General features: G+C 43.1%; 17 protein-coding genes. 5 read left to right on the forward strand and 12 right to left on the reverse strand.

Annotated elements, in window-relative coordinates; translation table 11 throughout:
• Window positions 1-79: 79 nt before the first annotated feature.
• Together dnaJ and VL121_RS03215 are read right to left on the reverse strand one after the other, a co-directional pair.
• Window positions 80-1,231, reverse strand: a complete 1,152-nt coding sequence (gene dnaJ, locus VL121_RS03210; protein WP_325402087.1) for a molecular chaperone DnaJ — start codon at window positions 1,229-1,231, stop codon at window positions 80-82.
• 20 nt (window positions 1,232-1,251) lie between these two features.
• Window positions 1,252-1,824 (reverse strand): nucleotide exchange factor GrpE, encoded by a 573-nt coding sequence (locus VL121_RS03215; RefSeq protein WP_325402089.1) that lies wholly within the window; start codon window positions 1,822-1,824, stop codon window positions 1,252-1,254.
• A gap of 124 nt (window positions 1,825-1,948) precedes the next feature.
• Here VL121_RS03215 and VL121_RS03220 point away from each other — a divergent pair, with 124 nt between their 5' ends.
• Entirely contained in the window at window positions 1,949-3,121 is a 1,173-nt protein-coding gene (locus VL121_RS03220) for a class I SAM-dependent rRNA methyltransferase (RefSeq protein ID WP_325402091.1), read from the forward strand.
• A 511-nt stretch (window positions 3,122-3,632) separates the two neighbouring features.
• Here VL121_RS03220 and VL121_RS03225 read toward each other — a convergent pair.
• Together VL121_RS03225 and VL121_RS03230 are read right to left on the reverse strand one after the other, a co-directional pair.
• Window positions 3,633-4,316, reverse strand: a complete 684-nt coding sequence (locus tag VL121_RS03225) for an MjaI family restriction endonuclease (RefSeq protein WP_325402093.1) — start codon at window positions 4,314-4,316, stop codon at window positions 3,633-3,635.
• Window positions 4,313-5,653, reverse strand: a complete 1,341-nt coding sequence (locus VL121_RS03230) for a DNA methyltransferase (RefSeq protein WP_325402095.1) — start codon at window positions 5,651-5,653, stop codon at window positions 4,313-4,315. Before VL121_RS03230 ends, VL121_RS03225 begins: the two co-directional genes overlap by 4 nt.
• A 215-nt stretch (window positions 5,654-5,868) precedes the next feature.
• On the opposite strand from VL121_RS03230, the gene VL121_RS03235 reads away from it, so the two are divergent.
• On the forward strand, window positions 5,869-12,066 hold the full coding sequence (locus VL121_RS03235; RefSeq protein ID WP_325402097.1) for an alpha-2-macroglobulin family protein: 6,198 nt from the start codon (window positions 5,869-5,871) through the stop codon (window positions 12,064-12,066).
• 797 nt (window positions 12,067-12,863) lie between these two features.
• On the opposite strand, the gene VL121_RS03240 is transcribed toward VL121_RS03235, so the two are convergent.
• From VL121_RS03240 to VL121_RS03270, 7 genes are all read right to left on the reverse strand, one after another.
• On the reverse strand, window positions 12,864-14,975 hold the full coding sequence (locus tag VL121_RS03240; RefSeq protein ID WP_325402099.1) for an outer membrane protein assembly factor BamB family protein: 2,112 nt from the start codon (window positions 14,973-14,975) through the stop codon (window positions 12,864-12,866).
• An 11-nt stretch (window positions 14,976-14,986) separates the two neighbouring features.
• A complete protein-coding gene (locus VL121_RS03245; protein WP_325402101.1) occupies window positions 14,987-16,081 on the reverse strand; it encodes an amidohydrolase family protein in 1,095 nt (364 codons plus the stop codon).
• A gap of 88 nt (window positions 16,082-16,169) precedes the next feature.
• Window positions 16,170-17,117, reverse strand: a complete 948-nt coding sequence (locus VL121_RS03250) for a carbohydrate kinase family protein (protein WP_325402103.1) — start codon at window positions 17,115-17,117, stop codon at window positions 16,170-16,172.
• 60 nt (window positions 17,118-17,177) lie between these two features.
• Complete coding sequence (locus VL121_RS03255) at window positions 17,178-17,468, reverse strand: phosphoheptose isomerase family protein (protein ID WP_325402105.1); 291 nt, start codon at window positions 17,466-17,468, stop codon at window positions 17,178-17,180.
• 39 nt (window positions 17,469-17,507) lie between these two features.
• Window positions 17,508-17,786, reverse strand: a complete 279-nt coding sequence (locus VL121_RS03260; RefSeq protein WP_325402107.1) for a hypothetical protein — start codon at window positions 17,784-17,786, stop codon at window positions 17,508-17,510.
• 134 nt (window positions 17,787-17,920) lie between these two features.
• On the reverse strand, window positions 17,921-18,295 hold the full coding sequence (locus VL121_RS03265) for an SIS domain-containing protein (protein WP_325402109.1): 375 nt from the start codon (window positions 18,293-18,295) through the stop codon (window positions 17,921-17,923).
• A 28-nt stretch (window positions 18,296-18,323) separates the two neighbouring features.
• On the reverse strand, window positions 18,324-18,539 hold the full coding sequence (locus VL121_RS03270; protein WP_325402111.1) for an RNA polymerase sigma factor: 216 nt from the start codon (window positions 18,537-18,539) through the stop codon (window positions 18,324-18,326).
• Between the two features lie 50 nt (window positions 18,540-18,589).
• Here VL121_RS03270 and VL121_RS21640 point away from each other — a divergent pair, with 50 nt between their 5' ends.
• The 3 genes from VL121_RS21640 (at window position 18,590) to VL121_RS03280 (ending at window position 21,183) form a co-directional block, all read left to right on the forward strand.
• A complete protein-coding gene (locus tag VL121_RS21640; protein ID WP_414635398.1) occupies window positions 18,590-18,742 on the forward strand; it encodes a DeoR family transcriptional regulator in 153 nt (50 codons plus the stop codon).
• A 129-nt stretch (window positions 18,743-18,871) separates the two neighbouring features.
• Entirely contained in the window at window positions 18,872-20,017 is a 1,146-nt protein-coding gene (locus tag VL121_RS03275; RefSeq protein WP_325402114.1) for a glycoside hydrolase family 5 protein, read from the forward strand.
• A 98-nt stretch (window positions 20,018-20,115) separates the two neighbouring features.
• Window positions 20,116-21,183 (forward strand): RluA family pseudouridine synthase, encoded by a 1,068-nt coding sequence (locus tag VL121_RS03280; protein WP_325402116.1) that lies wholly within the window; start codon window positions 20,116-20,118, stop codon window positions 21,181-21,183.
• Window positions 21,184-21,249: 66 nt separating this feature from the next.
• On the opposite strand, the gene VL121_RS03285 is transcribed toward VL121_RS03280, so the two are convergent.
• Complete coding sequence (locus tag VL121_RS03285) at window positions 21,250-21,633, reverse strand: STAS domain-containing protein (protein ID WP_325402118.1); 384 nt, start codon at window positions 21,631-21,633, stop codon at window positions 21,250-21,252.
• Window positions 21,634-21,710 lie beyond the last annotated feature (77 nt).

Genomic DNA, 21,710 nt, shown 5'->3' on the forward strand with positions numbered 1-21,710 from the left:
AAGTGAAAAGAGCCGTTAGCTCATCGTTAGTACACTTTGGCTGACGGCTAAAAGCTGATGGCTGACCCCTCACACCTCCCTATCCAAACATTTCCTTCACTCTTTCAAAAAAACTTTTTTCGCCCTTTACAGGCTGCGGTTTAAAATTAGGAGCATCGTGTAATTTTTCAAGCGCCGCTTTTTCTTCAGCATTAATATTTTGCGGCGTCCACACATTTATATGAATAAGCTGATCGCCCCTTTCATACGAATTAATAGCAGGAAAACCCTTTCCTTTTAAACGGAAAATTTTGCCGCTTTGCGTACCCGCCGGTATTTTAATTTTTGCTTTGCCATCAATAGTAGGTACTTCTACCTGCGTACCAAAAACAACATCCGTAAAGGAAATATGCAGATCAAATACAACGTTCAAACCATCTCTTTGCAGGTATTGGTGGCTTTCTTCCTCAATGAGTATAATTAAATCGCCGGAAGGGCCGCCTCTTTCCCCGGCATTGCCCTTGCCGCTCATGCTTAACTGCATACCTTCCTGCACACCGGCAGGTATATCAATATTTACTGTTTCCTCGCCATATACCCTTCCTTCACCGCGGCAACTGGTACACTTGCTGGTAATAGTAGTTCCCTCACCATTACACGCCGGGCAGGTAGTAACGGTTTGCATCTGGCCCAAAAAGGTACTGGTTACCTTTCTCACCTGCCCGCTTCCACCACAGGTAGAACAGGTTTGTACACCGCCTTTATCCTTCGCCCCCGTACCGCTGCAGGTAGCACAGGAAACATATTTTTTTACCTTAATCGTTTTAGTGGCGCCATTGGCAATCTCCTCATAGTTTAGTTTTATTTTAACTCTCAGGTTACTGCCTCTCACACCGTGGCTTCTGCGTCCGCCACCGCCCCTGCTTCCCCCACCAAAAAAACTACCGAAAATATCATCGCCAAAAATATCTCCAAACTGGCTGAAGATATCTTCCGTATTCATATTGCCATAACCGCCTCTGCCATTATTCCCTAACCCCGCATGACCAAACCGGTCGTATTGCGATTTTTTATCAGCGTCACTCAATACTTCATAAGCCTCAGCAGCCTCTTTAAACTTTTCTTCCGCGGCCTTATCCCCGGCATTGCGGTCTGGGTGATGCTGCATAGCCACCTTACGGTAAGCTTTCTTTATCTCTTCGGCCGATGCAGATTTTGAAACCCCTAATACTTCGTAATAATCTCTTTTCATATACTTGAATATGCTAAAAACTATAACCCTACTACCACTTTGGCAAAACGTATGATCTTATCATTGAGATAGTATCCTTTTACAATTTCTTCTATCACTTTCCCTTTCAGCTTTTCATCTGTTACCGGCGCCTGGCTTACCGCTTCATGCTCATCCGGATTAAAGTCCTGCCCCTTACAATCCATAGGCTTCAATCCTTTGGAAGATAAAATTGACCGGAGCTTATTAAAAATTAATAATACGCCATCCTGAACGGCATCCTTCTGGTGTCCTCTTTCGGCTATCTGCTTTTCGGCCCTGTCGCAATCATCTATAACATCTAATAACGAGATAATCACTTCCTTTCCGGCAGTTTGTATCAACTCTACCCTTTCCCGGGCGCTCCTCCTTTTATAATTATCAAATTCGGCATACAGGCGCAGGTATTTTTCTTTCTGCTCTGCCAATTCGGCCTGAACACCTTCTAATTCAACTGCCAGTTCCTCAGGTACATTTGTTTGATCTGTCATATCTGCCCTTTCATTAATATTTTCGGTTTCATTGGATGACGCATTTTCGCGATTTTCAGCGTTTCTGTTCTTGAAATCTTCCATAGTCCTTATGTATTGTGTAAATGCATTTAAAGCCGGCAACAAGTTTGCCAACCCTGTTTTTAAGTCAAATTGTCGGGTTAACTATTTTAAGTTTCAGATTTCAAATCCCGTCTACCTTTGCTGCATGATAAAAGTACAATTAAAGCAAACAGTTGGCAACAGGATCCAAAGCGGACATCCCTGGGTATTTGGCAATGAAGTAAAAGAAATTGGGGAAAACTGTACCGGGGGAGAAATAGCGGAAGTATTTACGCACGACAATACATTCATAGGCAGAGGCTATATTAATCCTAAATCACAGATCATTATACGATTATTAACCCGGAACAGGAATGAAATAATAAATGATGATTTTTTTTATACCCGGTTATTAAAAGCATGGCAATACCGGCAGCGGCTGGGATATACAGAAAATTGCAGGCTCGTTTTTGGTGAAGCAGACGGCTTGCCCCAGCTTATTATTGATAAGTTTAATGATTATTTTGTTATACAAACGCTTGCCTTGGGTATTGATGTATGGAAGCCCGCTATTGTACACGCATTGCAAAAAATTTTTAATCCCAAAGGCATGTATGAAAGAAATGATGTGCCCGTTCGGGAACTGGAAGGGTTACCGCAACAAAAAGGATTTTTATCCGCCCCATTCGATACCAATATCCTTATTAAGGAAAATGGATTACAATTTTATGTTGATATTGCCAACGGGCAAAAAACAGGCTATTTTTTAGACCAGCAGGATAACCGCCGCGCTATACAGCACATAGCAAAGGGAGCGGAAGTTCTGGGTGCTTTTTGCTATACCGGTACCTTTGAAATTCATGCGGCACATTATGGCGCCACATCAGTTTTGGGTTTGGATATTTCGGAAAATGCCTGCGTGCAGGCCCGGAAAAATGCTCAGCTCAATGGCTATAGTAAGGTTTGCCGCTTCGATTGCATAAATGCTTTTGACGCGTTGAAAACCTGGTCCAAAGAAGGGAAACAATACGATGTGGTAATGCTCGACCCGCCTTCCTTTACCAAAAGCCGGGCAAATATTGAAAAAGCTGTTGCGGGTTACAAAGAAATTAATTTACGGGGGATGAAGCTCATCAAACCCGGCGGATTTCTTGTTACGTCGAGTTGCACCAACTTAGTACAGCCGGAATTGTTTCTTAATATTATTGCGATGGCGGCCAAAGACGCCCGTAAAAAATTACGCAGGGTAACATTCCAGGCGCAGTCTGCCGATCATCCCATTGTTCCGGGTATGGAAAATACCAATTACCTGAAGTTTTTGATTGTGGAGGTGAGTTGAGCAATAGAGAATCACTCTAATAATTTAATAGAATTAGTCGTTTAAGTTGTGAAGATGTTTATACATAGTGATTTTGTTTGAACAGCTGTTACTATCAGCTTTGCCTCTACCTTTAATCGTTAATAGTCCATCGCCTGCTTCAGTAATCTTCAAAAGAGTTGACTTTGGTTAGCCGGTGGAACCGATGCCTGCAATAGACTTCCTGTTGTTGAAGCTACAGTAGTTCAAAAGCTACATCAGGGAACAAGCACGAAAACGGGCAGTAATCCCTGCCAGCCACGTCCGAACGGCTCATCCGGACAGGCGGCAGGCTGGGTTTTCGTGGGCCTTTTTTGTTTCTTTTTTGGGCAAGTAAAAAAGAAACAAACAACTACATCTTTTAAATGCTTATCATTTTGAAATGAACAACCAGTTAGCTTTAACAAGGGGGCTACATCTATGTTTTCGACTTATACACCTAATCCTATAATTTAGTATCTAATTCTTAAATCGTCCGGTTAACTATCGCTATCTATCGGGAAAGTAACGCTACTTCAGCGGCAATTTGCCCTATCACCTCAACATTCTTTATTTTTTCCTTTTCACTAAAAACTACAAATACATTTCCTCCAAACTTTTTGGAAAAGTTGATAAAGCTTGCTTTCATTCTCTCAGTGGCTGAATAGTTACCAAAATTACCTTGTGAAGTCACTGGTTTAATTTGAATACCAAATGCTTTTTCCCCAACCCAGCCTAAATAATCAATATCTCCGGCATGGTCAAGTGCCGGGTCACTTTCTTCAAAGCGAACTTTTGGAAATTCTTTGGCAAGATTATCCTCGACAACGGATTTTTCACGAATAAATCCATCGAAAGTTCTGTTTATTGTCAGGTTAATAATATAATCAACACAATCCTGCAAGGTCAATTGATTAAAGGCTTCCGTCCATTCTGGGATTACAATCTCTTTTATTTTTACGTAAAGCCTCTCGCCTAGTTCTTCCAAATTTTCCCTGGTAATTTTCAGAGAAACTTTACCATCAGTGCGGGCATTCGCAAAATACCACTGTTCCCATTCGTCAATCGTCTTTGGCTGGCATTCACGTATAAGTGCCATTACAGCACCCACTTTATTGGGTCTTGAAAGTTGATATGTTTGTGTGGCATAATTAAGAACCTTCTCTTTCCTGCCAAATTCTTTAGAATATCTTCTCATTGAATTAAGGCTTCCTTAAAAAGATTGATGAATTTTTCTTTGTACTTAAACTCAATATTATTATCAACCTGCACTAAACCACTTTTGACCAAATGAGCGTTAATAAAAGTCTTATTTTCTAAGTATAAATAGCAAAGCAGGTTGTTTTCGTTGTCGTATTTTATGTTGTCATGCTTCACAAAAACCCTTTTCCCCTTTGTTTTTTCAATCAAAAAATCAGTCGCCTTCCCGTTAATTACAGGATCTTCTTTTATCCCGATAAGTTTTATGGTTAAATCATTGCTCAGCCTTATTTTTTCCGGGCTAATAACCTCCTTAACCGTAAATAATTCTTCACGCTGATTAGAACTGTTTTTGTCTATTTTAGAACCAAATTGCAATTTCTTTACATCAATTTTTTTATCTAAAATATGAGGATCTTTGAAAATGTAGGGCTGCTTTTGAATTTCTTCCGCGAAATCAGTCTGTACACTTTCCTGCTCTATAAATTCATAAGTTGTATCGAGCATGTCTTTTTGATGAACCTGCAGCTTCTCTTTAATGATGGAAATAAACTCAGGGTTGATTTCAAAACCAACTGAATTTCTATCAAGGTTTTTAGCCGCCAGTGAAGTTGTTCCACTACCAGCGAACGGATCAAGAACAACTTCCCCGGGAAATGAAAACATTTTAATCAGCCGCCTTGGTAATTCTTCCGGGAACATGGCAATGTGATTATTCTGTCTTGCTCCCGCAAAATTCCAATGACCTGCAAAAAAAGTATTCCATTCCAATGGAGTCATCTTAGAAAGCTCCTTTTGTTCTTTTGTAGGTCTGGGAGCATCCCCTAATTTTTTAAACACCAGGATAAATTCATAATCTAATTTCAAAATTCCATTTCTCGGATAGGGATAGGAACCCATTTGAACGCCACCACCTGTAGTATTAGATGTAGTTACTTTTTGCCAAATAATTGCCCCCATGTAGTCAAATCCAATATTCTCACAAAATTTAATAATCTCTTCCCGAATCGGAATTACCTTATAGCGTCCATAATAAACAGCTCTTGCAAACTGGTCGCCAATATTTACGCAAAGACGACAACCATTGTGAAGGGCACGGTAGCACTCTTTCCAAACTAAATTCAGGTTATTAATATAGCTCTCGTAGCTATCGTGAAAACCAATTTGATTATCCGTTCCATAATCTTTCAGTTGCCAGTAAGGCGGAGAGGTAATAGCCAAATGAACAGAATTGTCGGCCACTTCAATCATTTGCCTGCTATCGCCATTTATAATTTTATGATGCGTTGCCAATTTGCTAAAGAATTTGGTCAAATTTAGTGAAAAGTTTCTCATTATTCTTCTGTTTGCTTCTGTGAGCGATGAGGACACCGCCCACGGCGGGTTGCCGGCTGCTATTCCAAAAACCGCAATAAACTTTTAGCATACCTGCTTTTTACATTTCCGGATTGATTTGTTTATTTTTATGCAATTCCTTTTACCCCGGCATCTCTTAGGTTAATGGGTTCCATATTACCCGTTAATTTTGACTATCATTCAAATATTACAACATGAAATTTTTGAAACACCTGCTGTTATGTACACTATCTGTCTTACTCATCATACAAGCTAAAAGTCAAACCAAAATGAGTTACGATGATGCCTGGAAAAAAGTTGACCAGTTAATTAACGAAAAAGGACTGCCTCAATCGGCACTTACGGAAGTAAAAAAAATATATGAGCGGGCAAAGAAAGAAAAGAACAATGCGCAATTAACCAAAGCGCTCATCTATCAAATTCATCTCAACGTTCCTTTAACAGAAAATGGAGCAGCAGAAAATTTCCGGAAAATAGAAGCAGAGATACAAACAACGCAACCGCCTGTCCGTTATATCCTGCAGTCGGTAGCCGCCGGCATGTACTGGCAATACCTTCAAAACAACCGCTGGAAATTGTATAACAGAACCCATACGGCTAATGTACACAAAGAAGACGTGGCTACCTGGACATTGGATGACCTGCATCAAAAAATAAGTGCGCTTTACCTGGCTTCAATAGAAGATGAAAAATTATTGCAGCAAACCCGGCTCGAAACCTACGAACCCGTTATCATTAAAGGCAATACCCGGAAACTTCGTCCTGCCCTGTACGATCTGTTAGCCCACCGGGCATTGGAGTATTTTGAAAATGATGAAAGAGATATTACAAAACCTGCTTATGCTTTTACGATCAGTGAAACCGCGGCATTTGACCCGGTGGCGGATTTCATTCATCATACTTTTCAAACAAATGATTCTTCTTCCCTGCACTATAAGGCACTGCTCATTTTCCGTCAGCTATTATCTTTTCACAGCAATGATACGGCGCCTGATGCGCTGATGGACGCCGATTTGCGAAGGCTGCAATTCGTTTACCAACATGCGGTAATGCCCGAAAAGGATGAAGTATACCGCCTGGCTTTAGTGCACCTTACATCACAATACGGCAAACAGCCGGTAACCGCACAGGTATGGTGGATGCTTGCGCAATTCTATTTTGAACAAGGCAGCAGCTATGATGAAGCAAAAGGCAATGAAGAGTTGAAATACGCGTTTAAAACCGCTAAAGAAATTTGTGAGAAAACAATAAAAGATTTTCCCGGAACAGAAGGCGCCGCCAATTGCAGTAACCTGCTTAATAATATTCTCCGTAAATCTTTAACGCTCCAAACCGAAAAAGTAAATATTCCGGGGGAAGCATTCAGAACCCTGGTACACTATAAAAATTTCTTTACCTGCCATTTCCGGGTAATACCAATAAGCAGGGCGCTTAAAGAACAGTGGGAAAACCGGTACGAGACGGCTTACTGGAATACACTTATTGCCTTATCCCCCTTACGTACATGGCAGCAGGAACTGCCCGCAACAAACGACTTCCGTGATCATTCCGCTGAAATAAAAATTGACGCACTGCCCGCCGGAGAATATATTTTGCTGGGAAGCGTAAACAATAATTTTACCACCGCTGAAAACCTGCTGGCAGCACAGCTCTTTTATGTATCGGATATTAGTTACATTAATAACGGCAATACCTATTTTGCTTTACACCGCAATACGGGCAAGCCCCTGTCTGGCGCTTCGGTGCAGGTATGGACTTCTAAATATGACTACACAGACAGGAAAAATAAATTACAGAAAGCGGAAAATTTAACGGCCGACAAAAACGGGTTCTTTGCATTAAAAACCACGGGTAAAGAAAACCGGAACGCCCGCTTAGAAATGAGTTGGCAAAAGGACTACCTGTTCATGGATGATTACCAATACCTGTATACCCGCTATAATGCAAATGATATAAGTGCAACAGCGGAAGACTTTGAACAGAAAAATGCAAGGGTATATTTTTTTACCGACAGAAGCATTTACCGTCCCGGGCAAACGGTATATTTTAAGGGTATAGGCATTACAAAAAATGCAACCACCCGCAAAGCCACACTCATTACCGGTAAAACCGTAAAAGTATATCTCCGGGATGTAAACGGCCAGGTGCTGGATTCGCTCTCACTTACCCTGAATGAATATGGCTCCCTACACGGACAATTTCAGTTACCACAACATGTGCTTACCGGTAACTTTACTATACTGGTAAAAGAATACAACCAAAGCAACACAAATTTTTCGGTAGAAGAATATAAACGGCCGAAGTTCATAGTAGCCATCAACAAGCCGCAAAACAGTTACAGGGTGAACGATACCGTTACCATAACCGGATCGGCCAAGGCCTATGCCGGAAATAATATTGACGGAGCTGCAGTAAAATACCGGGTATCGCGCCGGACAAGGTTTATTTATCCCTGGCTATATTACCGTAAAGGGATGCCGGATACAACCCCGATGGAAATCGCTAATGGCCTTACAACCACCGATACTGCCGGAAATTTCAGTATCCGTTTTAAAGCGATTCCTGATCTTACGATCAGCCAAACGCTTGAACCCGTTTTTGACTATACCGTTGAAGCGGATGTAACGGATATCAACGGTGAAACCCGCAGCAGTACGGAAATTGTGCAGGTGGGCTATAAAGCCATTCAACTGGATATTGCTTTGCCGCAAAATGGTCCGCTTGCTTTGGATAGTTTTAAAACTTTTAACATAAGCAGTAAAAACATGAATGCTGTGTTTGAACCTGTTCAGGCAAACGTAAAAATATACCTGTTACAATCTCCCGGTCGCCTTATCCGCAACCGCTACTGGGATAAGCCCGACCAGTTCATCTATACAGAAAAAGAATTCATTCAGCTCTTTCCGCACGATGAATATAAAGATGAATCGGATTACCGCAACTGGGAAAAAGGAACGGCAGTATATTCCGATTCCCTTACCACTGCCTCAAATTTCAAATATCAAATTTCAAATATCAAATTTCCCCGGGGCGGCTGGTACGTCATTGAAGTGATAGCCACAGACAAATATGGGGCTGAAGTAAAGGCGATGGAATATGTTCAGTTGTACGACAGCAAATCCAAAGCATTGCCCTCACCGGCATATACCTGGAGTACAGGCATGCCAATTGCTATACAGCCGGGGGAAAGTGCTTCCTTTCTCAGCGGTACTTCGGCTACTGATGTGTTTATGATTCAGCAAACAGGCCGGGAAATGGAAGACGATGTTCGCCTGCTGAGCGCTGCTGCACAAAATAATTCCGAAAGCGCTTACCAGTTCTTTACATTGAATGGTGAAAAAAAAGATTTTCGCGTTACAGCAACGGAAGATGATCGCGGCGGCTTTGGCATATCGCAGTTCTTTGTAAAAAACAACCGTTTCTATACGAACAATCATACTATTGCTGTACCCTGGACTAACAAACAACTCGATATCAGTTTTACTACTTTCAGAGATAAGATGGAACCCGGCAGCCAGGAAAAATGGGAAGTGAAGGTAAGCGGCGCAAAGGGAGAAAAAGTGGCTGCGGAAATGCTGGCCGCCATGTATGATGCATCATTAGACCAGTTTAAACCACACAACTGGTCTGTGCCTGCTATATGGCCGGAATATCGTTTAGCCAGCTACTGGAACGGCCGAGAAAATTTTATGCAGGTACAATCAACTGGGCGAAATGATACTGAAGGCAAGTATATATCATTTACAAAAAATTACGACCGGTTAATTGATCTGGGAGTTTATCCGCAATTAGAAATGGTGAAATTTGCTCCACCATCTATCGTAAAAGATGAAGAAGCGGGAACTGTGAGAAGAAATTTGAGCGGCAGAGTTGCGGGTATTTCTGCAAAACAGTCCAAAGTAGCCATGAACGAAGGTGGTATGGATTCCGCCGAAATTGGAGACATCGCAGAAAAAACTAATGAGGATCAAACGCCACCTGCTCTTAATAACAATATCACAGCCCGCAAAAACTTCAACGAAACCGCTTTCTTTTTTCCCGGCCTGAAAACAGACAGCGCAGGCAATGTATCGTTTGGCTTTACCATGCCTGAAGCATTAACCCAATGGAAGCTAATGACATTGGCCCATACCCCTTCACTGGCTTTAGGGTATGCCCAACAGTTAGCCATTACCCAAAAAGAACTGATGGTACAACCCAATGCGCCGCGCTTTGTACGGGAAAAAGACAGCATGCTTTTCAGCGCTAAAATGGTAAACATAGGCGACAGTCTCATTAACGGATTTGCTAAATTAGAACTGATTGATGCGGCAACTAACCAGCCGGCTGACCATTTATTTCATAACGCTGTTCCTGTAAAAAACTTTTCCCTGCCACCCAAACAAAGTGAAGTATTGCTGTTTCAGCTTACCATTCCCGAAAACTTTAATACACCATTATTATATCGCATCAGCGCAACTTCTTCGCCACGCGCTAATGGAACCACACTTTCGGACGGTGAAGAAAATATATTGCCGGTATTGAGTAACCGGATACTGATTACCGAAACCCTGCCGTTGAATATGCGCAGCAGCGGTACCCAGCAATTTAAATTTGAAAAATTGCTGAAGTCGGATAATGCACCCGCTTCAACCCAAAAAAATTATGCGTTAACGGTTGAATATACCGCAAACCCCGCCTGGTATGCCGTTCAGGCTTTACCCTACCTGGCTGAATATCCCTACGAGTGTTCGGAGCAAACCTTCAACCGGTATTACGCCAATACATTAGCCACGCTCATTGCCAGCAGTGCGCCACGTATAAAAGCAGTGTATGATAAATGGCGTACCGATTCCGCAAACAGCAAAAGCCTGGTATCGGCACTCGAAAAAAATGAAGCGCTGAAAAGCATATTGCTGCAGGAAACACCCTGGGTATTGCAGGCGCAAAGTGAAACTGAGCAAAAACAAAACATCGCCTTATTATTCGACATGATGCGCATGGGTAATGAAGCCGCAACAAACCTGAATAAGCTGAAGGAGATGCAAAGCTCCAATGGCGGTTTTGTATGGTTTAAAGGTGGCAGCGATGACCGCTATATTACCCAGTATATTATAACCGGTGTGGGACATCTGCAAAAACTGAATGCCATGTCTGAAGAAAGTGCTGCTGAATGGAATGAAATGACTGATGCAGCATTGCGCTATGCCGATGCAAGGATAAAGGAAGATTATGACAACCTGGTAAAACAAAAAGCCGATCTTAAAAAGAATAATCTAACGGGTATAGCCACACAATACCTGTATATGCGCAGTTTCTTTAAAAATAAAAAAGCAGATGAGAAAACCCTGAAAGCATACCATTATTATAAGCAGCAGGCAAAACAATTCTGGGTAAAAGAAAGCAAATATTTCCAGGGCATGATTGCGCTGAGCCTGCACCGTGATAATGACAAAGCCACACCCAAAGCCATTCTTGCTTCACTTAAAGAAAATGCCATTACGCATGAACAACTGGGCATGTACTGGAAAGACAACCGTGGAGGATACTACTGGTATGAAGCGCCTGTAGAAATACAAGCCCTGCTTATTGAAGCCTTTACCGAAATAACGCAGGATGCAAAAGCGGTGAATGATATGAAGCTGTGGCTGCTGAAACAAAAACAAACACAGCACTGGGGCAATACCAAATCAACCGCCGAAGCCTGCTATGCATTATTGCTGCAGGGAACAAACTGGTTAAGCAGCCAGCCGCAGGTAAGCGTTAAGCTGGATACAAAAAATTTCTCTTCAACGGGAAATGATGAAGCGGGTACAGGGTATTTCAAATACAAGGTTGCTGCAGAAGAAATAAAACCGGCAATGGGTAATATACAGGTAACCGTATCTCCTTCCTCAACCGCATTACCGCAAAACACAGGAAGCTGGGGCGCCGTGTACTGGCAATATTTTGAAGACATAGATAAAATAACAACATCGGCAGAAAATAAAATGCCACTGCAGCTGAAGAAGCAATTGTTCATAGAAAAGAACAGCGATAAAGGGCCGGTGCTTCAACCGGTGGACAGCAGCACGGTACTAAAGGTGGGCGATAAAATAAAAGTAAGGATTGAGTTGCGGGCAGACAGGGATATGGAATATGTGCATATGAAAGACCTGCGCGCCGCCGGAACGGAACCGGTAAATGTATTGAGCCAATACAAATGGCAGGACGGGCTGGGTTATTATGAAAGTACCAAAGACGCTTCTACCAACTTCTTTTTCAGTTGGCTGCATAAGGGCACTTACGTGTTTGAATACCCGTTGTTTGTTACCCACCAGGGAAATTTTTCGGCAGGCGTGGCTACCATACAGTGTATGTATGCACCTGAATTCCTGTCGCATTCCGAAGGAATAAGAATTGCCGTACACTAAAAGCGTGTGCATGCTTATCATTTATCAACGGCTTAGCGGTGTAAGGTGCAGGGACTCATTTATGTTCAAAACATTAGCATGTACCCCGGCATAAGTAATACTACTTATCGGGCAAAAACCGCCAAAAAACGAAGCTAAAAACCAGCCTGCCGAATAAAGTTCCGGTAAGGGTAAATCTGTAGCATCTTTACACTATCGAATCATTAGGATAGATGATAACGAAGCAAAAAGGTAAAAAAGAAGTTGCTTAAATCGCCCGCTCACTGAGGGTAACCATATTTACGCACTAACCCGCAGCATTATTGAAACATAGCCGGTCATACACGACCGGCTTTTGTTTTTTTATGCGACCAGCGTACCTGCCATAAACAGGTAACCACATCGTGCCGGTTAACATTTGTTTATCTGCATGAGTAACAAATAAAAAACTCCTACGCTGCCGTATGAAACCTCTATACACCCCCCAAAATAGTCTCTATTTCAATATAAGCACAAACACTTATCGGGCAAAAGTTCCCGTAAAACGGAGAAACAAATCCCCCCGGCGAATAAAGTTCCGCTAAGGGTAAATTCGCAACATCTTTACACTATCGAATCATTAGGATAGATGATCACAAAGCAAAAAGTAATAAAAAGCAGCTCAATCAGCGTAAAAATATTTACGCGCTAACCCACAGCATCGCCTGGAATAATAACCGGTCCTTCAAAGGCTGGTTTTTTATTTTTAGAGGAATTAACACAACATCTTCACAGGCAATCTGAAAGATACCAACGGGGCATATACCGGTGTTTCCTATTCAGTTTTTTAACCTGAAGGCAACATACGCATCTCCCGATGGCGACCCTACCTTACCTCCACCTCCTGCCGCTATTACAATATATTGTTTGCCATTGAGCATATAGGTTGCAGGGGTTGCATAACCACCCGCTGGCAGTTTATATTCCCATAGCAGTTTACCGGTATGCTTGTCAAATATCCTGAGCTTTTCATCATAGGTAGCCGCAATAATAATCAGCCCGCCCGCTGTAACTACAGCCCCGCCCAGGTTTTGTGTTCCTGTAGCCCGGATTCCTCTTTTAACTAACTCCGGATATTCACCCAATGGTACTTTCCAAAGCAGTTCGCCCTTATTCAAATCAATAGCATTCAGCGTTCCCCATGGCGGCTTCACACCAGGATATCCTTCCTTATCGGTTAATACAGTCCAGCCATTATGCACATAGCGATACTTCTGCTCTTCATCCGTTGTTGTTTTTATATGTACCGCTTTTTCTTCCTTATCAAACAAAAAATCAATCAGCGCTTTTTTATCTTCTTCCGTAATATTCGGATAGGCCGGCATTTGCCCTTTACCGGTTGTTAATATAGCAGTTGCCTGCTCCTGTGAAAGTTTTTTGGAAAGTTGCTGAAGGGAAGGGAATACAGCGGTTCCTTCACGGTTTGCACCATGACACATGGTACAATTGTTGAGCGTATATATTTTTTCTCCGCGTGAAGCGCCTGCATTATCCGAAAGCGATACAGCTTTCATTTTAATGAGCAATGGAATTTCGTTTGCATTTATATACAATACACCTGTTTCCGGATCAAAGGATGCACCTCCCCATTCTGCTCCCCCTCTTGTTCCCGGAAACTGTACAACCCCATTGGTATCGGGTGGCGTAAAGATGGAACCCATTCTTGCATTTTTTACTTTTTGCTCAACAAAAGCATGAGCCGAATCAGAAATATCGGTGATATCATTGTAAGAAAAATGCTGCTGTGCAAAGGGAGCCGGTTTTACAGGAAAAGGCTGCGTAGGCCAGGTGGCTTCGCCCGGTAAGAACGACCGGGGAACTGCCCGCTCTTCTATTGGAAATATGGGTTCGCCCGTTAAGCGGTTAAACAAAAAAACCATACCCATTTTAGTTACCTGCGCAACCGCATCAGTTTTTATTTGTCCGTTGTTTACAGTAACTAGTGTGGGAGACGCCGGTAAATCATAATCCCATAAATCGTGATGCACCAACTGGTAATGCCATTTGCGTTCCCCAGTTTGCGCATTGAGTGCAACAAGGCAGTTGCCAAAAAGATTTGCTCCTTTACGATTACCACCGTAAAAATCAAATGCGGGGGAACCGAGCGGAATAAATACCATTCCGCTTTCTTCATCTACACTCATCCCTGCCCATGCATTTGTTCCGCCGGCTTCTTTGTATGACGCTTTATCCCAGGTTTCATAGCCAAATTCGCCGGGCTGGGGTATGGTATTAAAAGTCCAGGCAATTTTACCATCGCGAACATTATAGGCTCTTACAAAACCAGGGGCGGCATCATATCCTTCACCCAACGCAGTGCCCTGTATTAAAAGATCATTGTACATAATACCGGGAGAAGTAGCCCAAACGGCAAGTGTAGCGGGATCGCGGCCCAAACCCGCACGCAAATCTACCCTGCCGCTATCGCCAAAACTTACTATTAATGACCCCTTATCTGCATTCAACGCATAGAGATAGGTACCGGCGGAAAAAAATATTCTTTTATCGTTGCCTTCCGCCCAATAGGTTACACCGCGGTTTACACCTGTTGCTTCTTCATTAACAAACGGGTCAAATTGCCAGATTGGTTTACCCTGTAACGGATCTAATGCCATTAATTTCAACCGGGGCGATGTAACATACATCATCCCATTTACGATAATCGGATTGCATTGTATAGCAGAGCGGTTGCCTTCACGGGCATCGCCGGTATGATACGTCCATGCCACTTCCAAATGATCCAGATTGGAAGCATTGATCTGCTTCAGGGCGGAATAGCCCGTGCTGCCCTTATCTCCACGGTAAACTTCCCAGGTGGTAAAGGGCTGCTGCTGTTGCCGGCAACCCATTAAAAGCAGGACGATAGAAACAATACAACAAATAATTTTCATGCAGATTGCGATTACTGTTTTACTATTTTCAACGCGTTTGTTTTGTATACTTTTCTTAGAACCGCATCGCTCAAACCAAACCCATGCAGCGGCCAGTGATAACCGGTTATGCTATGATAATAAAAATGCTCATCGCCGGTTTGAAGGATGCGGAATGTCATTTCATACATTTCGCTGTCAAAACCCATATCGGTTCCGTATAATAATTTGTCCTGGTATTTTTCAAAAAAATTGAACATATAACGTGGTATGGGTGCTGTTTCGGCATAGCGTGCGGAGATATCGGCATAGAGATTGGAATATTTATCCAATAGTTTTCCTAAAATACTCAGATCGTACTCGCAGTTGGCGTAATGACAGGCAATAAATGTGGTACGGGGATTATCACGCACTACGTTTTCAAGAGTTTGTATTAAAGCCGAATGTCCAATGAGGTTTTTCTTTGATTGATATTGCGCTATCCGCCACTCATAGGCATTCATCAACCCATCATTGGTAGCATCCATCGGCTCATACATCCACATAGGTTCGGCCACATGAATATTAACGGGCATTTTCAATTCACCACATTTTTGAAACAAAGGTTTCAGCCGCGGATCATCTACATGCATACCCGAAGGCACCGGGTATGAATAATATTCTCCAAAACCCTTGTCGCCTAATTCGCCTACACCTTTGGCGCCCATGCGAAAACATCTTTCTAATTCTTTTACCGCTTTTTCCACTCCGCCCGGTTCATTAATTGCCGAATAGTCAAATCCGCACCATACGTCAAAACGGTCTTTGTATCTGGAATATACCTGGTAAACAGAATCAAATTTTTTACCTGTGGCATAAGAGAGGATAAGCGTTTTTTCAATGCCATATTTATCCATCAATGCTATCCAGCGTTCAATATCGGCTGCCGATTTCGCATAGCTGTGCGAATGCACATCAATTACCGGGAACCTTGCCTTTTCAATTTTTGTGACAGGAATTTTATAGATGGATTTGGGGCGGTAGTTCTTCAATAAAATACTATCGGGATGCTGGGCGGTGCAAACAGGGCTTATTGCAACAGACATGCCTGAAAGCAGCAGGAAAATTTTGGAATAGAAGTTCATCATATATAACAGTTAGTTTCGGAAAATCATTGTCTGGTTTTTCATTTACCAGGTTAAAAACAGGTGCTGCAAAATGCGGCTTTGAACAGCATCAGAAAGTATAGTTAAACAAGTTCCGGGCAATTTGTTTTATACCTCCAATATTTTCAAAAGCGGCGGTGCCAGCCGTTTGCGTGGTATTAACCGCTCCTATAAGCGATCCGAATTCAACACAATCACTTAACGATCTCTGCTGCAGAAAGCGGTAAATAAAACCTGCGTTAAAGCTATCGCCGGCGCCAATGCAATCGGCAACGCTTTGATTCAAAAAAGCCGGCTGGTACTGCAAATCACGTCCATCCCGCAGGTAAGCGCCTTCCCTTCCGTTTTTAACAACAATAACATGATCCATTTGCCTGATATACCGCAATGCTTCTGCCATGTCATTTGTTTTGGTAAGCGCTTTAAATTCGGCCGCGTTAGGTATAAATATATCTACGAAAGGTAACAGGGATGAAGTATCCATATCCCATTGCTCATCCGGATCCCACTGCGGGTCTAAAGACGTGGTAAGTCCGGCATCCTTAGCTTTTTTCAGTAATTCCACAATATCATCTTTCATACGTTTTTGCAGGAACACAGAGCTGATATGCAGATGCCTGGAAGAATGTATGGCTTCTTCGCTGATTTGGTTTATAGTAGAGTGATGCATGGCTCCCGGGTAGGTGATATTCGCTCTTACTTCCCCCAAATTTAATACCACCGTGGAACCGGTATGATGCTCCGGGCTGCACGTAATATAACGGGTATCCACACCCTTTTTTTCAAGTTCGGAAATAATGAAAGCGCCGAAATGATCACGGCCAAGCATACCCGAAAATGCAACCCCTGCGCCCAGCGTACGGAGGTTGCAGGCAAAAATGGCGGAACTGCTACCCAGGGTTACTGTCATATTATGGGCCAGTACCTCCTTGCCAATTGCAGGAAAGCAGTCTAATGTATCCAATATCAGGTCTGCATTCAATTCACCTGCTACCAATACGTCAAATTGTTTCTCCATACTGTGTAGTTTAAAGCTTTAATACATACCGTAGCCGTAAATATGAACACCTTCTACTACTCACGTTATAGCGCCGCTAACAGATGGCATATCAGGCGAAAGGACCAGTTCTATACACTTATAAAATCCAAGTAGCTGCACCGGCAAAATATAACAAAACGTTAAAAACAGCTCATCTGTTTTTTGCCCGCTATCTGAAAATGAAAATGAATACGGCATGGGCATTTCCTGCAAAGGAACTTCTGCTATTGCCATTTCCAGCACAGGCGCCCCACCGTTCCCTATAGAGCCAACCAGGTCTTTTTCATACCGGTAAGCATGCGCATTAGCAGATAACAGGTATACTACCATCGTAGTTTCATCAATTACAACTCCTGGGCCATGGCGCGATCAGAGATAGGAATCCCTTTTACAAATAACCTTTCCATCTGTAAGCCCTTCTAACTTTAAATGCGCTTCAGTAGCTGTTCCATAAAAAGATCCCGATCCCCAAAAAACGGCTCTTTTAAAACCAGTTCCCGCAATCCGCCGTATATCGCCGGTATGAAAATTAATACATTTCCTGGCATAACCGGCAACTGTTTTAAGAGCGGCGGCACAAGCCGCGGGTTCCCGGATACGTGCCAGCAATATGCCTGCCAGTAACATGCCGGTATAGCTGCTCGTCATAACCAGACTTTTATCATTGGCTTCCTCCGGAAGTATAAATACATATTTGCCGGAAGCGGTTGCATACTGCGAAAGAGCGCCTTTGGCATTACAGGTAATGATAAAATGAAAGCAGGTTGCGCATATTGCATCGGCTAACTGTAGTGCAGCGGTACTTTCGGGGCTATTACCCGACCGGAAAAGGAGATGATAAATACCGGCTGCCCGGCATTAAAATAATCAGCGGGATGTGTAACAATATCGGTAGTAGGGATAGCCTCCGCCTGCATACTGTGCTGAAAAGCGCTTTTGAGCGAAAGTCCGATATAGGCGCTGCTGCCTGCACCGGTTAAAATAATTTTAGGAGAACAGGTTAAAGCATCTTCCAGGAATTGCTGAATGGCAGATTGTTCACCGCCGAACGCTTCTTCTGTTTTTTCCCATACCGCGGGCTGCCGGCTAATTTCCCTTGCCGTATGTATAGCCCCCAGCCGGAGCAGTTCATCTGCATCCATTCCTATATATTCCATTTTAATACAGGGTTATTACGGCACTGAATTAAAAAGTATGCAAAGACGCTTTACCTAAAGCATGCTGCATACTGTCAATCGATTTGGAAATAAGATTGTAAATAGAACCGGTGCTGATGGCCATCATACCCGCTATTTCAGTATAGCTGAGGTTGGCATAGAACTTCAGGAACAATGCTTCTCTTTGCCGTTTGGTCAGCATTTGCATGGCCCTGTTTAAATCATCTTTCTGTTCAAGGCGCAACTGCTCTGTAATAAAAAGAAAGAGATACTACCGTTGGGCGCCGAAGGGACATTTTGAATTTGCTTGCACAAAACGGAGAAGTATTTGTAGAAGCGCTGAGTAAAAGGTTTAAAGTAAGCGAAGTTACGATACACAATAACTTAGACCAGTTAGAACGGATGCATCCCAAATTGTCGCATTGCTTTGCTTCATGTGGGCGGTGAAGACACCGCCCACGGCGGACCGCCCCGGGTGGCAACAATTTGGAAGCCCCGGGTGCTTAAACCGATCTTATTACTTATCTTAGAAAACCCGATCATGTACATTCCTCACAACGAATATTGCATTGCTATATGAACCGTAAAAATTTTATAAAAAATACCGGCCTTATTACTGCCGGATTAAGTTTAGCGGAAATCAGGTCGCTTGCCTCATCCTGGCAGTTGCCCGCGCCCAATAAACTGCCCCGCTGGAAAGGATTCAATTTACTTGATTTCTTTTCTCCTAACCCGGCGCCATCGCGCAACCCCACTTTGCCCGAGCACTTTAAATGGATGCGCGACTGGGGATTTGATTTTGTGCGCTTGCCTATCGCTTACCCTTATTATCTTAATATAGACCGCTCCAAAAATATTGCGCCGGAGGACGTGTACAGGATCAGTAATGAGGCCGTTGACAGGATAGACGCTTTGGTAGCAATGGCGCATACATACGGCATGCATGTAAGTCTTAACCTGCACCGGGCGCCGGGGTATTGTATTAACGCCGGATTTCATGAGCCCTATAATTTATGGAAGGATGAAGCGGCGCAGCAGGCTTTTTATTTTCACTGGAATATGTGGGCTAAAAAATATAAAAGCACATCATCCCAAAAAATAAGTTTCGACCTGGTAAATGAGCCCAGCATGAGGGAAGATATGAATGACCAGCACTCCCGGTCGGGACCCGTACCCGGCGATGTTTACCGGAAAGTGGCCAAAGGCGCCGATGAAGCCATCCGGAAGGAAAATCCCCGACACCTTATCATTGCCGATGGCAATAATGTAGGCAATACTCCTATCCCGGAAATTAAGGACCTCAATATCGGGCAAAGCTGCAGGGGATATTTTCCGGGCGCCATCTCCCATTACAAAGCACCCTGGGCCAACAAAGACATTAATAACCTTCCCGAGCCCAAATGGCCGGGAGAAGTAGGCGGAAAACAATTTAGTAAAGCCATGCTGGAAAGTTATTATAAACCCTGGACCGATTTAATACAGCAGGGTGTTGGCGTACATTGCGGAGAATGTGGCTGCTGGAACAAAACACCCCATGATGTTTTTATGGCCTGGTTCACAGATGTGCTCAGCGTGCTTAAAGCAGGCAATATTGGCTTTGCCATATGGAATTTCATAGGCGATTTTGGCGTGCTGAACTCCGGGAGAACGGATGTAGCCTATGAAGACTGGTATGGACATACATTAGACAGGAAATTCCTTGACTTAATGCGCAGGCAATAGCCGGCTTTCAAATACTGTCTTTCGTATTCCCGGCTCTCAGCACCTGCAATAGCTCCTTGTACCCGCCAACTGTTATCTTTGCGAAAAATAAGCGGATAATGCAAAAAGAAGCGGAATGGGAAAATGAACCGGAAGACGGCGATAATGGCGAATCGCGCTATGAGCGGATGGCTTTTACCGTAGACAAAGGACAGGAATCCATTCGTATAGATAAATTCCTCATTAACCGGATGGAAGGCGGCACCCGAAGCAAATTACAGCAGGGAATTGAAAAAGGATTTGTACTGGTGAATGATCAGCCGGTAAAATCCAACTACAAAATCCGCCCGGGAGACCGTATTATTATGTATACAGATACCGCTCCCGAACTAACAGAGGTCATCCCCGAACAACTCCCGCTTGATATCAGGTACGAAGACAACGATATCATCATTCTCAACAAGCCTGCCGGCATGGTAGTACATCCCGGCTCCGGTAATTACACCGGAACAATAGTGAACGGCATATCCTGGTATTTACAACAACAACAACCCAATTTGTCCGAATCCGAACTTCCCCGCTTTGGATTGGTACACCGGATTGATAAAAACACTACAGGCTTACTGGTTCTGGCTAAAAATGAAACTGCTTCCATGCGCCTGTCCGGCCAGTTTGCCGAACATACCGTGCAAAGAAGATATATTGCCCTGGTATGGGGCGACTTTACGGATGACAGCGGTACAATTGCAGCTCATGTTGGGCGCCACCAACGGCACCGCAAAATGATGGACGCTTTCCCGGAAGGCGAATATGGCAAAGAAGCCATCACCCATTACCGGGTACTGGAACGTTTGGGCTATGTAAGTATAGTAGAATGCCGCTTAGAAACCGGGCGAACCCATCAAATCCGTGTACATATGAAATATATCGGTCACCCCTTATTTAACGATGAAACTTACGGAGGCGATAGAATCGTTAAAGGAACGGTTTTCACCAAATACAGGCAGTTTGTAGACAATTGTTTCGCGCTTTGCCCCCGCCACGCCCTGCATGCAAAAACATTAGGATTCATTCATCCCACTTCAGGCAGGCCAATGCTTTTTGACAGTGAAATACCCGCCGATATGCAATCCGTTATCGAAAAATGGAGAAGATATGTAGGCGCTAAAGGTATGGATGCGGAATAATCCTCCACCCAATCCAGGTACATTTCTTTAAATACTCAACCAGCATATGTAACCGGTGTAAAATCATTACCAGCTTTCTTCCCCTCCCAGCAATTCCCTTTCTATTTCTTCCATCTGCACAATATCCCATGCCTCGCTTTCGGTTGGGGTTATATTCAGTAAATCGAATAATTCCAGCTTTTGAAGCGCTTCTTTTACGGGGGGCTGTATTTCGCACAATACAAACGAACGGCCGGCCTCATAGGCCGCCTGCTGCTCTTTTAAAAGGAATTCTGCTGTTGTTGTTTCTATATTTTCAACAGCTTTCAAATTCAAAATGATATGTTTAACATCATTTTGTGTAACTTCAGTAAACAATTCCCGTAGTTTGTATGTCATATTAGCAGAGAATTGAGGTTCAATAAGCGATATGACATGAAATTTTTCCTTGGTATCTATTTTGAAGTTCATTCTTGAGTTCTTTTGATAGATTGATTTTTTACAGGTAAAGTTTACCGCTTTTCGGTCTTTATCTGAATAAGTAAACG

The sequence above is a fragment of the Agriterribacter sp. genome (genome assembly GCF_035497235.1).
In the GTDB taxonomy this organism is placed as follows: domain Bacteria; phylum Bacteroidota; class Bacteroidia; order Chitinophagales; family Chitinophagaceae; genus Agriterribacter.